Raw genomic sequence first — 13,965 nt, 5'->3', positions numbered from 1 at the left:
CGTATGGTCACGGTCGGCGATAGGCGCTCGACGGGAACGGGGTCGCACCTGTGACAATGCCGAGGGAAACTTTGCTGCGCCGTGGCGGCGATCGCGGGACTGCTCCCCGACGCCGGGAGAACGAGGATGGGCACATGAGCGACTGGACTGCCTTCGGACGGGTGGACGCGGACGGCACCGTGTACGTCAAGACCGCCGACGGCGAGCGGGTGGTCGGATCCTGGCAGGCGGGAGCGCCCGAGGAGGGGCTGGCCCACTTCGCCCGCCGCTTCGACGACCTGGTGACCGAGGTCAACCTGACGGAGGCCCGGCTCAACTCGGGTGCCGCGGACGCCGGCCATTCACTGACCACCATCCGGCGGATCCGCGCGTCGCTGGCCGAGGCGCACGTCGTCGGCGACATCGACGCGCTGGCGGCCCGGCTGGACCGGCTCGCCACGGTCGCCGAGGAGAAGGCCGGCGAGGCCAAGGCCGCCCGGGAGGCCGCCCGTGGCGAGGCGCTCGCGCGCAAGCAGGCCCTCGTGGAGGAGGCGGAGAAGCTCGCCGCCGAGTCGACCGGCTGGAAGACCGCCGGGGACCGGCTCAAGGAGATCCTCGACGAGTGGAAGACCATCCGCGGGGTCGACAAGAAGACCGACGGCGAGCTGTGGAAGCGCTTCGCCGCCGCGCGGGACGGCTTCACCCGCCGCCGGGGCGCCCACTTCGCCTCCCTCGACGCGCAGCGCAAGCAGGCGCAGACGGTCAAGGAGGAGCTGGTCGCCGAGGCCGAGAAGCTCAAGGACTCCACCGACTGGGCGGCCACCGCCAACCAGCTCAAGGAACTGATGAACCAGTGGAAGGCCGCGCCGCGGGCCTCCAAGGAGGCGGAGCAGAAGCTCTGGGAACGGTTCCGGGGCGCGCAGGACGAGTTCTTCACCCGGCGCAGCGAGGTCTTCTCCGCCCGCGACAACGAGCAGCGCGGCAACCTGGAGCGCAAGCAGGCGCTGCTCGCCGAGGCCGAGGCGCTGGACGTCGACGGCGACCCGAAGGGCGCACAGGCCAAGCTGCGCGAGATCCAGGCCCAGTGGCACGAGGCCGGTCGGGTGCCCCGCGAGGCGGCGGCCGGGCTGGAGCGCCGGCTGCGCGCGGTCGACGAGAAGGTCCGCGAGGTGATGGACTCCGCGTGGCGGCGCACCACCAAGGAGGACAACCCCCTGCTCGCCCAGATGCGGGCGCAGGTCGCCGAGGCCGAGGAGCGGCTGGCCCGGGCCCAGGCGGCCGGGGACGCCCGGCGGGTCAAGGAAGCCGAGCAGGCGCTGGCCTCGAAGCGGCAGTTCCTCCAGCTCGCCGAGCAGGCCGGCTGAGCCGTACGCCCCGGCTGGCGATCGCCGCCCTCGCGCCCGGGCGCCCGGCGAGCGCCACGCACCGAGTCGCCACGGAAGCCCCGGTCCACCACGGACCGGGGCTTCCGCCTGTCCGGCCCACTGCCCGGGCAGCGGGTGCGGCCACGGTGGTCGCCCGTCCGCCCGGGGACGGGGCGGTTGACGCATCGAGGCGGGCTGATCAGAATGAGCGGCGGAGCCAGGTCCGGCACCGGCGCGAGGGCGCCGACGGCGCACGCCGCGTCGTCGGGGGACGCCGGTGGTCCCGCGAGCGGCCGTATCCCACGTGGCACGTCCCGTCGCGCCCTGTCCGCGTACCGCTGAGGGCAGCCCGACGGACGTCGCCCGGTTCCCGCCCGCGCCGCCCAGGCGGCGGCGGGCAGTTCGAAGTGGAGCTCGCATGCACCGACGCAGCGCCCTCGGCGGCGCGATCACCGCGCTCGCCACCGCCGCGGCCGGCGTCCTCGTCGCCGCCGCCGTCAGCACCGCCCCGGCCGTCGCCGCCCCCGCCGGCACCGGCACCGGCTACCTGCACACCAACGGCAACAGGATCGTCGACAGCACCGGCGCGACGGTACGCATCACCGGCATCAACTGGTTCGGCATGGAGACCGACAACAAGACCTTCCACGGGCTGTGGTCCACCAACCCCTGGCGGGGCCAGATCGACAAGATGGCCAGTCTCGGCTACAACACGCTGCGCGTGCCGTACTCGAACGACGCGTTGAAGCCGGGCGCCACGGCCAGCGGCATCAACGACTTCGTCAACCCGGACCTGGTCGGGCTCTCCCCGTTGCAGATCCTCGACAAGGTCATCGGGTACGCCGGCGGCAAGGGGATGCGGGTCATCCTGGACCGGCACCGGCCGACGTCGGCCGGCCAGTCCCCGCTGTGGTACACCCCGACGGTCTCCGAGGCGACCTGGATCAACGACTGGAAGATGCTCGCCCAGCGGTACGCGGGCAACACCACCGTGATCGGGGCGGACCTGCACAACGAGCCGCACGCCGAGGGCACCAACCCGGCGGCCACCGGCGCGTGCTGGGGCTGCGGCGATCCGGCCCGGGACTGGCGGCTGGCCGCCGAGCGGGCCGGCAACGCGATCCTGTCGGTGCAGCCGAACTGGCTGATCTTCGTGGAGGGGGTGAGCTGCCCCAGCGGCGGCCTCTCCAACGTCTGGGACAACGACCCGAGCAACGACGAGGACTGCGGCTGGTGGGGCGGCAACCTGACGAAGGCCAAGGACTTCCCCGTCCGGCTCGACGTGCCGAACCGGCTGGTCTACTCGCCGCACGAGTACGCCACCTCGGTCTTCGAGCAGAACTGGTTCAAGTCCCCCGACTTCCCGGACAACCTGCCGGGCATCTGGGACAAGTACTGGGGTTACCTGCACAAGCAGAACATCGCGCCGATCATGATGGGCGAGTTCGGCAGCACCCTGGCCGATCCCCGGGACCGGGTGTGGCTGGAGAAGCTGATGGCCTACACCGGCACCGGGCTCGACGGGATGTCGTTCACGTACTGGTCGTGGAACCCGAACTCGGGTGACACCGGCGGCATCGCGCTCGACGACTGGACCAGCATCAACACCACCAAGCAGGCCATCCTCCAGCCGTACCTGATCCCGCCGGTCGGCGGCGGGGGCGGCCCGACGCCGACGGCGACGCCGACCTCGACGCCGTCGCCGACCGGGGGCTGCACGGCCGCGTACCGGCAGGTCAACGCCTGGCAGGGCGGCTTCCAGGGCGAGCTGACGGTGACGAACACCGGCACCGCGACGGTCAACCCGTGGCAGGTCACCTGGAGTTGGCCGACCGGAGTGAGCCTGGCCAGCGGCTGGAACGCCACGGTGACCCAGTCCGGCACCACGGTGACGGCGGCGGCCCCGACCTGGGCGGGGGCGCTGGCACCGGGCGCCTCGGTGACCGTCGGCTTCACCGCCAACGGCTCGTCCGCCGCGCCCGGCACGGTCAAGCTCAACGGCGCCGCCTGCTGATTCCACCTCCGGTCGCCCGGACGGCGGCCGCTGACGCTCCGGCCGGGGCCCGCGCGGGCGGGTCCCGGCCGGTCGCGGGTCAGTGCGCGGCGCAGCCGGTCGTCGGCGCGGGCGACGCGGCCGGCGCGCCGATCGTCGGCAACCCGAGCAGCACCCCGGGCGTACGCGGGGCGCGTCCCGCCTCGGCCGCGTCGCCGGCCCGGGTGCGCCGGTGCGACAGCGGCTCGCCGTCGGCGTTGAGGTGGTGCGGGGCGGCGTAGGTGACGGTGGTGTGCACGACGTCGCCGGGACGGATCAGCCCGGCGTCGCCACGCTGGCCGTTCGCGCCGGTGGCGAAGTGGACCAGGCGGCCGTCGCGGGCGCGGCCGGACATCCGGCCCGTGCGCTCGTCCTTGCGCCCCTCGCCGACAGCGACCAGCACCTCGACGGTCTCCCCCACGAGCTTCCTGTTCTCCGCCCAGGTGATCTCCTCGACGCAGGCGATCAGCCGCTCGTAGCGCTCCTGCACGACCTGCTTGGGCAGTTGGCCGTCCATCGTGGCGGCCGGCGTGCCGGGGCGCTTGGAGTACTGGAAGGTGAACGCCGACGAGAAGCGGGCCTCGCGGACCACGTCGAGGGTGCGCTCGAAGTCGGCCTCGGTCTCGCCGGGGAAGCCGACGATGATGTCGGTGGTGATCGCCGCGTCCGGCATCGCCGCCCGGACCTTCGAGATGATGCCCAGGTAACGCTCGGCCCGGTAGGAGCGGCGCATGGCCCGCAGCACGTCGTCGGAGCCGGACTGCAGCGGCATGTGCAGCGAGTGACAGACGTTGGGGGTCTCGGCCATCGCGGCGATCACGTCGTCGGTGAAGTCCTTCGGGTGCGGGCTGGTGAACCGCACCCGCTCCAGCCCCTCGACGTCGCCGCAGGCGCGCAGCAGCTTGCCGAAGGCCAGCCGGTCGCCGAACTCGACGCCGTAGGAGTTGACGTTCTGCCCGAGCAGGGTCACCTCCAGCACGCCCTCGTCGACGAGCGCGCGGACCTCGGAGAGGATGTCGCCGGGGCGGCGGTCCTTCTCCTTGCCCCGCAGGGAGGGCACGATGCAGAACGTGCAGGTGTTGTTGCAGCCGACGGAAATCGACACCCAGCCCGCGTACGTGGACTCGCGCCGGGTGGGCAGCGTCGAGGGGAAGACGTCGAGGGACTCGAGGATCTCCACCTCGGCCGCCGCGTTGTGCCGGGCCCGTTCCAGCAGCACCGGCAGCGACCCGATGTTGTGCGTGCCGAACACCACGTCGACCCAGGGCGCCTTGCGGACGATCTCGCCCCGGTCCTTCTGGGCGAGACAGCCGCCCACGGCGATCTGCATCTGCGGGTGCTTGGCCTTGACGGGGCGCAGGTGACCGAGGTTGCCGTAGAGCCGGTTGTCGGCGTTCTCCCGGACGGCGCAGGTGTTGAACACCACCACGTCCGGGTTGTCGTCGGCCTCGGCGGCGCGCACGTAGCCCGCGCCCTCCAGCAGGCCGGAAATGCGCTCGGAGTCGTGCACGTTCATCTGGCAGCCGTAGGTGCGCACCTGATAGGTGCGCGGGCTGCTCGCCGCTGCGGTAGTCATGACCCCGACAGCGTATCCGCCGCCCGCCGACCAACCCGAACGAGGAGGAGCCGTGTGCCGGAGCATCAAGACCCTGCGTGAGCCGTACACCGAGGAGGTGACCCCGGCCGACGTGGACGCCGCGGCGTTGCAGTACGTCCGCAAGATCTCGGGTTTCCGCAAGCCAGCCGCCCACAACGCCGCCGCCTTCGACGCGGCGGTCGCCGCGGTCGCGTCGGCCACCGCGACCCTGCTCGCCCAGTTGGAGGTACGCGGCGGCCGCTCCGCCGGCCCGGCGAGCTGACCCGCCGCCGGGCCCCGGGCCTTGCTGGCACCACGGCAACCGGCGGGTCAGGCGGCGGCGAGCGCCGGGAGCACCGAGTCCGGCGCCCAGCGCGAGCGGTGGCACTGCGACCAGCCGCGACAGCGGGGATCCGCCTCGGTGCACAGGCGCTGGTTGGTGAGCAGTTCGCCGTCGTCGGTCTCCCGGACGTCGAAGTGCACCGGCCGGATCGTGCCGTCGGGCGCGACGAGCAGGTGCCGCCCGGCGTCGAGCGTGTCGTCGCGCAGCAGGCAGTTGCGGTCCAGCAGCCGCGCCAGCGCGGCGACGCTGCCGTGCTCGGAGAGCCGTTCGGGCACCCCGTAGCAGTCCACGATCGTGGCGAACTCGCCCGGCGCCTGCCAGACGTCGCAGATCACCGCGTACGTCGGCAGGCGGGTGGGGTCCGCCGCCGCCAGGGGCATCACCACCCGGCCGAGCGCCTCGGCCAGTGCCGGGTAGACCTCCACCGGCCGCACCTGCTCGATTCTCCAGTTCCACAGCTCGGTCATGCCGCCTCCTCGCTGTGCTCGTCCCACCGGCCTCCGGATCGGGCCTTACTGACGATGGTGGGGGGCATATGACCTCAGCCGGGGGCAAGTTACCGGTCTGTGACCATTCCGGGCAAAATTTCCTCGAGCGCCATTGCTCGGAGTAGCGGGAAGGTGACAGTTTATCGGGTACGGTGGCCCGCTCCGTACGCCACACGCCGGCGGAAGAGATCCTTCCGCCCCGGCCCCGAAGACCGCCCCGCAGCCGACGACACGGGCGGGCGTCATCCGGTTGCCGAAGCCGCCGCCAGGAGCCGGGCGGGGCCGTCCTCAGCGCACGACCACGCGGTGCTCCCCAGGCGGCAGCAGCTCGCCGACCACGGTGGCGCCCGGCAGCTCGCCGGCGACCAGCAGGCCGCCCGAGGTCTGCGCGTCGGCCAGCAGCAGCCGGTCCTCCTCGGCCACCCGGCCGAAGTCGGTCCACGGCGTGACCCACTCCAGGTTGCGCCGGCTGCCGCCGCTGACGTGCCCGTCGCGCACCGCCTCCCGGGCGCCGGCCAGGTAGGGCACCCGGGCCGCGTCGATCGCCACCGTCAGCCGGCTCGCCCGGGCCAGCTTGGACGCGTGCCCGAGCAGGCCGAAGCCCGTCACGTCGGTGCCGCAGCGCACGCCGGCCGCCACCGCCGCGCGTGCCGCGTCCCGGTTGAGCGTCGTCATCGCCGCGACCGCCTCGGGGAAGCTCTCGCCGGTGGCCTTGTGCCGGGTGTTGAGCACCCCAACGCCGAGCGGCTTGGTCAGCGACAGCGGCAGACCCGCACGGCCCGCGTCCAGGGTGATCAGCTCCTCCGGCCGGACCACCCCGGTGACGGCCAGGCCGTACTTGGGGCCCTCATCGTCGACGCTGTGCCCGCCGGCGAGGTGGCAGCCGGCGTCGCGGGCCACGTCCTGCCCGCCGCGCAGCACCTCCCGGGCCAGCTCCAGCGGCAGCACGTCGCGCGGCCAGCAGAGCAGGTTCAGCGCGACGAGGGGGGTCCCGCCCATGGCGTACACGTCCGAGAGGGCGTTGGTCGCGGCGATGCGCCCCCAGTCGTACGCGTCGTCGACGACCGGGGTGAAGAAGTCGGCGGTGGTGACCAGGCCCGTGCGCTCGTCGAGCCGGACCACCGCGGCGTCGTCGCCGTGGTCGAGCCCGACGAGCAGCTCGGCGGTGCCGGTGGCCGGGCCGAGCCCGGCGACCATGGCCTCCAGCTCACCCGGGGGGATCTTGCACGCGCAGCCGCCACCCCGGGCGTACCGGGTCAGCCGTACCGGTTCCGTCATCCCCACATGATCTCCGGGCCGCCCCTCCCCCGCCATCGCAGGCGGGCCGCGGCGCGGTCAAAATCGGACTCTTGACCCTCATCCGAACTGGTGTTATCGCTCCGTGACCAACTGAGTTGCGTACCGCCACATCCCCCCGCCTACAGTTGCCCAACCGGGGGTCGTCCGACCCCGCGCGACGACAGGGACGGTGAACGACGTGACGACGGGCGAACCGCTCATCGTGCTGGACTCGGTCAACAAGTGGTTCGGGCCGCTGCACGTGCTGGACGACGTCTCGCTGTCGGTCGGGCGCGGCGAGGTGGTCGTCGTGATCGGCCCGTCGGGCTCCGGCAAGTCGACGCTGTGCCGCACGATCAACCGCCTCGAACCGATCAACTCCGGCACGATCACCTTCGACGGGCAGCCGCTGCCGGCCGAAGGCAAGGCGCTGGCGAAGCTGCGCAGCGAGGTCGGCATGGTGTTCCAGTCGTTCAACCTCTTCGCGCACAAGACGATCCTCGAGAACGTCACCCTCGGGCCGGTCAAGGTCCGCAAGGAGAAGCCGGCGGCGGCTCGCGAGCGCGGCCTGGCCCTGCTCGACCGGGTGGGCATCGCCAACCAGGCCGACAAGTTCCCGGCCCAGCTCTCCGGCGGCCAGCAGCAGCGGGTGGCGATCGCCCGGGCGCTGGCCATGCAGCCCAAGGCGATGCTCTTCGACGAGCCGACCAGCGCGCTGGACCCGGAGATGGTCGGCGAGGTGCTGGACGTGATGACGTCCCTGGCCAGCGAGGGCATGACCATGGTCGTGGTCACCCACGAGATGGGCTTCGCCCGGCACGCGGCGAACCGCGTCATCTTCATGGCCGACGGCCAGCTGGTCGAGGACGCGCCGCCGGCCGAGTTCTTCGCCAACCCGCGCAGCGAGCGGGCCAAGGACTTCCTCTCCAAGATCCTCACGCACTAGGCGTCCGTACCTGGAGCGCGCCGTCCCCCGGCGGTTCCGTCCACAAAGGAGATCAACATGCGTATCACGCGCGTAGCGGCGCTCGCGGCGGCCGCCACCCTGGCGCTCGGCATGACCGCCTGCGGTGGCGACGACGCCGACGAGGGCACCGGCGCCGGCAGCAAGTCCTTCGCCGCCGGCAGCACGATGGAGCGCCTGAACAAGGCCCAGGCCATCAAGATCGGCACCAAGTTCGACCAGCCCGGCTTCGGCCAGAAGGGCCTCTCGGGCAAGCCGGAGGGCTTCGACGTCGAGGTCGCGAAGATCATCGTCAAGGAGCTGGGCATCCCCGAGGACAAGATCGAGTGGGTCGAGGCCCCCTCGAAGGTCCGCGAGGACGTGATCGTGAACGGCACCGTCGACCTGGTCGCCGCCACCTACACGATCAACGACAAGCGCAAGGAGCGCATCGCGTTCGCCGGGCCCTACTACGAGGCCGGCCAGAACATCATGGTGAAGAAGGACGACACCACCATCACCGGGCCGGACTCGTTCAAGGACGGCGCCAAGAAGGTCTGCTCGGTCACCGGCTCCACGCCGGCCGAGGAGATCAAGAAGTACGTCAAGGACGTCGCCACCCAGCTGGTGCTCTTCGACACCTACGACAAGTGCCGCGACGCCCTCAAGGGCGGCCAGGTCGACGCCGTCACCACGGACAACGTGATCCTGCTCGGCTACATCGCCAAGGACGAGGCGTCGTTCAAGCTGGCCGGCGAGAACTTCACCAAGGAGCCGTACGGCCTCGGGGTGAAGAAGGAGGACACCGACTTCCGCAACTTCGTCAACGACACGCTGGAGAAGGCGTTCGCCGACGGCAGCTGGAAGAAGGCCTGGGACGACACCGCCGGCAAGTTCGGTGCCGAGCTGGGTTCCGCGCCGACCGTCAACCGCTACTGATCTGATCCGTTGATCTGGAGGGTGGGGAGGAAGACCGGCCCGTGAGTGTGCTCATCGACAAGTTCGACGTCTTCGCGGGTGGTTTCTGGCTCACCCTCCAGATCTGCGTACTCGCCGCGGTCGGCGCCCTGATCCTGGGCGCCGTCCTGGCGGTGCTGCGGATCTCCCCGGTGCCGCCGCTGCGCGCGGTCGGTACCGGCTACGTCAACGTCTTCCGCAACATGCCGCTGACCGTGGTGATGTTCTTCGCCGCGTTCGGCCTGCCGGCGCTCGGCTCCAACGCCGACTTCCTGCGGATCCCGGTGCTCGACTCGTTGTTCAGCCGGCTCGGCACGGATCTGCCGTACTTCCGCTTCGCGCTGGTCGCGCTGGTGCTCTACACCGCCGCGTTCGTCTGCGAGGCGCTGCGCTCCGGGGTGAACGCCGTGCCCGCCGGTCAGGCGGAGGCCGCCCGGTCGCTGGGGCTGACCTTCGGGCAGAACCTGCGGTACGTGGTCCTGCCGCAGTCCTGGAAGGCCTCGGTGGTGCCGCTCGGCTCGGTGATCATCGCGATGATCAAGAACTCGGCCCTGGTCGGCTTCTTCGGCGTCGTCGGCGACCTCTCGCAGACCGCCGACCAGCTCACCTCGGCCGAGGGCTACGCCTTCGTCCCCGTCGCCATCGGCATCTCGATCGGATACCTGATCATGACCGTCCCCCTCGGTGCGCTCCTCGACCGGATCGAGAAGCGGCAGGCGGTGGCCCGATGAGCCAGCAGAGCGTGCTCTACGACGTCCCCGGCCCCCGGCAGCGCCGGCTCACGCTGATCGGCAGCGTGGTGGCGACGGTGCTGCTGCTCGTCGCCGCGTACTTCCTGATCTACCGTCCGCTGGACGACAAAGGCCAGTTCTCGATGGAGCTGTGGGGGCCGCTGATCGACCCCTCCAACGAGAACTTCTCGCTGGTGTGGGACCGCATCGGCCTCGGCTTCAAGAACACCCTGACCGCCGCCGCGCTGGCGATCGTCTCCTCGCTGGTGGTCGGCACCCTGCTCGCGGTGCTGCGGATCCAGCTCAAGAGCCTGACCCGGCGCCGGTTCACCGGGCTCGCCACGCCGCTGTCGTACCTGCTGCGCGGGCTGAGCACGCTGCTGTCGGCGGTCACCCGGGTCTGCGTCGAGGTCTTCCGGGGCCTGCCCGTGGTCATCACGATCTTCTTCGTGGCCCGGGGCTTCCCCGAGTTCGGCGTCTCGTTCGACACGCTGTGGTACCTGGTCATCGGCCTGACCATCTACAACTCCGTGGTGATCGCCGAGATCCTCCGCTCCGGCATGGAGGGCCTGCCCGGCGGGCAGGCCGAGGCCGCAGCCGCGATCGGGCTCTCCCCGGCGCAGACCACCCGGATGATCCTGCTGCCGCAGGCGTTCCGGATCATGCTGCCGGCGCTGATCAGCCAGCTCGTCGTGGTGCTCAAGGACACCTCGCTCGGCTTCATCATCAGCTACGAGGAGACCCTGAACATCGGCAAGCAGATCATCGGCGTACTGGACAACCCGATCCAGGTCTACGTCGTGATCGCGGTCATGTTCATCGTGGTGAACTACGCGCTGTCGAAGCTGGCCCAGTACGTGCAGCGCCGGCTCTCCCGGGGCCGCAAGACCGCCGGCACCCCGGCCCAGAACCCGCCCCCAGCCGCGCTCAGCGCGCAGGCGGAGGGCACCGGCCGCGCCTGATCCACACCTGACGACGAAGGGCCGGCCCGATGATCGGGCCGGCCCTTCGTGTCGACGCCGTCAGCGGGCGATCTCGGTCACCCGGGACTCGCGGACCACGGTGACCCGGATCTGACCCGGATAGGTCAGCTCCTCCTCGATCTGCTTGGCCACGTCCCGGGCCAGCACGGCGGCGCCGATGTCGTCCACGTCGTCCGGCTTGACCATCACCCGGATCTCCCGGCCGGCCTGCATGGCGAAGACCTTCTCCACGCCGAGCTTGCCGGCCGCGATCTCCTCGATCCGCTCCAGCCGCTTGACGTACGCCTCCAGGCTCTCCCGCCGAGCCCCCGGCCGGCCGCCGGAGCAGGCGTCGGACGCCTGGGTCAGGACGGCCTCGATGGTCTGCGGCGGCACCTCGTTGTGGTGCGCCTCGATGGCGTGGACGACGTCCTCGCTCTCGCCGTACTTGCGGGCCAGGTCGGCGCCGATGATGGCGTGGCTGCCCTCCACCTCGTGCGTGAGCGCCTTGCCGATGTCGTGCAGGAACGCCGAACGCTTGATGATCGGCACGTCGAGCCGCAGCTCGGCGGCCATGATGCCGGCGATGTGCGCGGTCTCCACCAGGTGCTTGAGCACGTTCTGCCCGTACGACGTCCGGTAGCGCAACCGCCCCAGCAGGGTGACGAGCTCCGGGTGGATCTCGGTGATCCCGACCTCGACCAGGGCGTCCTCGGCGGCCCGCTGGCACAGCTGGTCGACCTCGTGGCGGGCCTGGTCGTAGACCTCCTCGATGCGGTGCGGGTGGATCCGCCCGTCCAGGACCAGCTTCTCCAGCGTCAGCCGGCCGACCTCCCGGCGCACCGGGTCGAAACAGGAGAGCAGCACCGCCTCGGGGGTGTCGTCGATGATCAGGTTGACGCCGGTGACCGACTCGAAGGCGCGGATGTTGCGGCCCTCGCGACCGATGATCCGCCCCTTCATCTCGTCGCCGGGCAGGTGCAGGACGCTGACCACGCTCTCCGCGGTCTGCTCGCTGGCGACCCGCTGGATGGCGTCGACGACGATGTGCCGGGCGCGCTGCTCGGCGGTGCCGCGCGCGTCGGACTCGATGTCGCGGACCAGCAGCGCGGCCTCCCGCTTGGCCTGGACCTCGATCGCCTCGATCAGCTCGGCCCGGGCCGCGTCGGCGGTCAGGCCGGCGATCCGCTCCAGCTCGCGGCGCCGCTGCTCCTCCGCCTCGGCGAGCTCGGCCTCGCGCTCGGCGAGCGCGGCCTCCCGGGCCGACAGGGCCGCGCTGGCGGCGGTGAGCTGCCGTTCCCGCTCGGCGAGGCGCTCCACCTCCTCGGTGTGCAGCCGCTCGCGCTCGTCCATCCGGGCGGCCCGCCGCTCCACCTCGGCGGCCTGCTCCCGGGTGGTGGCGGCGAGCACCGCGACCTCCCGCTCGCCGCTGCGGCGGGCGGTGGCCCGCAGCTGCTCCGCGTCGGCCTCGGCCTGCTTGTGGGCCCGTTCCAGGACGGTGTCGGCCTCCGCCCGGGCGTCGTCGAGCACCCGGCGCGCCTCCGCCCGGGCCGCCTTGGCCTCGGCCTTCGCGGCGGCGGCCTCGGCGCGCGCCGCCGCGGCGGCGGACTTCGCCACGTCGATCGTGCTGTTGGCCTCGTCGGCGGCGGTACGCAGGGCCGCGAGGGACTGCTCCTGCCGGTCCTTCTCGGCGATGAAGGCGGGATCCTCCGGTGCCGGCGCCGCACCGAAGCGGCGCAGCGCCCGTACGCCGAGCAGCACCGCCCCGAGCACGACCACGGTCAGGACCAGCACCACGGCCAGGATCACGACGTCGAACCCGCTCATGCCGGCGCCCCGTCCCGCGACGCGGCTGAAGCGGAAGGGCCGCGAAGCGGCCCGGAAGGCCGAGGCGCTCGGAGTGCCCCGACGGGCCCGGGCTCCTGCCCGGCGACCGGCCCGCTCATGTCGGCACCCCGATGCAACTGCGCCGCCTCGCCATGGCCGCCTCCCCTGAACGTCGGGACCGCAGCGACCGTGCCGATGGGCACGCACCCTGCGGCTGTGGACGCCCGACCGGAGCGACTGGCCGTGGGGTAGCTTCCGTCGACGGTGCCCGCACGGGAGCATCGCCGACGGCCGGGTGCAGTTGTCGCGCCAGCGTCGGACCGGCCAGTCCGAGCTGTCGCCGATGACCGATCGGATCGGTCAAAGTGATGCTGTTCCGTTACGCGATCTATGTTGTGCGCTTAGCCTGCGCTTGGTCGGGCAATGTGAGCCTGTATGGCGAGGCTAGGTCTCCCGGGGTGCTCCGGTCAAGAACTCATGATCAAACCCCCCGAACGGAGAGAAGTTGCCGCGTCACGCAACGCTGATGCACGCCCGGACACGGGCGGACAAAACGGCAGCCGGTCAGCTCGCGCGGCACGTCGGCCCAGCTCAGCCGGGCGCGGCCGCGTCCGCACCCGCCGAGGCCCCTGTGACGGACTGTGACGCACGTATCCGCGCCGACACACCCACCGGTCCCCGCCCCTCACCTCACGGCGCCGAGCCGGCTGGAAGGGGTCAGCGGGCACCCGCCGTCAGGGCCGCCGTCACCAGGGCGGCGTTGTCGGGGGCGGTCGAGCCGTCGGGCAGCGACAGCGTGTCCTCGAGCCCGACGCGGCTGTGCAGGCCCCGGCGTACCGCCTCGGTCAGCACCGACCAGGTCGCCGGCCCCTCGGCGTGCAGCAGGACCCGCGGACCCCCGGGCGCGGAAGGCAGCGCCGCCAGCATCGCGGCGGCGTCCGCCAGCGCCACGGCCGGGTCCTCGGCCATGCACTCGATCAGGATCCGCCCGGCCGGCACCCGCCACCGCGCGTACGCGGCGACGGCGTCCAGCGTCCAGAGCCCCGCCTCGACCATGACGCCCCGCTCGTGCAGCGCCTGCGCCACCGCCTCCGCGCCCGGCTCGTGCGCGTTGACCGAGGCGAAGTCGGGCAGCGCCGTCCAGGCCCGGACGGCGGCCACCCGGGCGGCCGGCTCCGGCTCGATCCAGGCCCCCGTGCTCACCCCGACGGGCAGCCCCGGCCGGGCGGCCCGGATCGCCTCCAGCGCGGCGGCGATCACCGACGGGTGCAGGGACTCCCGGCCGTCGGCGTCCCGGGGGTGCACGTGGACCGCGTCGGCGCCGAGGCCGGCGCAACGGGCCGCGTCGGCCGCCAGCTCCGCCGGGGTGACCGGCACCGCCGGGTGCTCGGCACGGGTGCGGGCCCCGTTGAGACACGCCTTCAGCATCGAAGTCTCCCCTCCGCCGTCGCCGGGCTCAGCGGGCTCGGCACCACACGCCCGCCG

At 72.2% G+C, this 13,965-nt stretch carries 12 protein-coding genes; 7 read left to right on the top strand and 5 right to left on the bottom strand.

The features are described from left to right. Positions 1 to 134: 134 nt before the first annotated feature. Complete coding sequence (locus AC5L34_RS12005) at positions 135 to 1,343, top strand: DUF349 domain-containing protein (protein ID WP_101414689.1); 1,209 nt, start codon at positions 135 to 137, stop codon at positions 1,341 to 1,343. Positions 1,344 to 1,761: 418 nt separating this feature from the next. Then, positions 1,762 to 3,357 (top strand): cellulase family glycosylhydrolase, encoded by a 1,596-nt coding sequence (locus tag AC5L34_RS12000; RefSeq protein ID WP_441175262.1) that lies wholly within the window; start codon positions 1,762 to 1,764, stop codon positions 3,355 to 3,357. Between the two features lie 79 nt (positions 3,358 to 3,436). Here AC5L34_RS12000 and miaB read toward each other — a convergent pair whose 3' ends face one another. After that, positions 3,437 to 4,951 (bottom strand): tRNA (N6-isopentenyl adenosine(37)-C2)-methylthiotransferase MiaB, encoded by a 1,515-nt coding sequence (miaB, locus tag AC5L34_RS11995; protein ID WP_441175263.1) that lies wholly within the window; start codon positions 4,949 to 4,951, stop codon positions 3,437 to 3,439. A gap of 52 nt (positions 4,952 to 5,003) precedes the next feature. Between miaB and AC5L34_RS11990 the strand changes: the two genes are divergently transcribed. After that, complete coding sequence (locus tag AC5L34_RS11990) at positions 5,004 to 5,234, top strand: DUF2277 family protein (protein WP_089001425.1); 231 nt, start codon at positions 5,004 to 5,006, stop codon at positions 5,232 to 5,234. 47 nt (positions 5,235 to 5,281) lie between these two features. Here the strand turns inward: AC5L34_RS11990 and AC5L34_RS11985 are convergent, their stop codons facing one another. Further along, positions 5,282 to 5,761 (bottom strand): hypothetical protein, encoded by a 480-nt coding sequence (locus AC5L34_RS11985; protein WP_441175265.1) that lies wholly within the window; start codon positions 5,759 to 5,761, stop codon positions 5,282 to 5,284. Positions 5,762 to 6,070: 309 nt separating this feature from the next. Continuing rightward, positions 6,071 to 7,066 carry a selenide, water dikinase SelD gene (gene selD, locus AC5L34_RS11980; protein WP_435871725.1) on the bottom strand — a complete coding sequence of 332 codons (996 nt, stop codon included), beginning with the start codon at positions 7,064 to 7,066 and terminating at the stop codon, positions 6,071 to 6,073. A gap of 184 nt (positions 7,067 to 7,250) precedes the next feature. Here selD and AC5L34_RS11975 point away from each other — a divergent pair, with 184 nt between their 5' ends. The 4 genes from AC5L34_RS11975 to AC5L34_RS11960 are packed head-to-tail and all read left to right on the top strand — an operon-like array spanning position 7,251 to position 10,653. Continuing rightward, positions 7,251 to 8,006 (top strand): amino acid ABC transporter ATP-binding protein, encoded by a 756-nt coding sequence (locus tag AC5L34_RS11975; RefSeq protein WP_089001428.1) that lies wholly within the window; start codon positions 7,251 to 7,253, stop codon positions 8,004 to 8,006. 57 nt (positions 8,007 to 8,063) lie between these two features. Further along, complete coding sequence (locus tag AC5L34_RS11970; protein ID WP_089001429.1) at positions 8,064 to 8,942, top strand: glutamate ABC transporter substrate-binding protein; 879 nt, start codon at positions 8,064 to 8,066, stop codon at positions 8,940 to 8,942. A gap of 41 nt (positions 8,943 to 8,983) precedes the next feature. Beyond that, a complete protein-coding gene (locus AC5L34_RS11965; RefSeq protein ID WP_494824859.1) occupies positions 8,984 to 9,691 on the top strand; it encodes an amino acid ABC transporter permease in 708 nt (235 codons plus the stop codon). Further along, complete coding sequence (locus AC5L34_RS11960) at positions 9,688 to 10,653, top strand: amino acid ABC transporter permease (protein ID WP_494824857.1); 966 nt, start codon at positions 9,688 to 9,690, stop codon at positions 10,651 to 10,653. The genes AC5L34_RS11965 and AC5L34_RS11960 overlap by 4 nt, the downstream gene beginning before the upstream one ends. 60 nt (positions 10,654 to 10,713) lie before the next feature. On the opposite strand, the gene rny is transcribed toward AC5L34_RS11960, so the two are convergent. Then, positions 10,714 to 12,480, bottom strand: coding sequence for a ribonuclease Y (gene rny / locus AC5L34_RS11955; protein WP_441175268.1), 1,767 nt, complete (start codon positions 12,478 to 12,480; stop codon positions 10,714 to 10,716). Between the two features lie 717 nt (positions 12,481 to 13,197). Then, positions 13,198 to 13,908: a 3-keto-5-aminohexanoate cleavage protein gene (locus tag AC5L34_RS11950; protein WP_441175269.1), complete on the bottom strand. Its 711-nt coding sequence runs from the start codon at positions 13,906 to 13,908 to the stop codon at positions 13,198 to 13,200. Between the last annotated feature and the right edge of the window lie 57 nt (positions 13,909 to 13,965).

It is taken from the genome of Micromonospora sp. ZG13 (assembly GCF_059359355.1).
The sequence above is the reverse complement of the archived record's forward strand: the minus strand, read 5'-3'. Positions and strand labels throughout refer to the sequence as shown.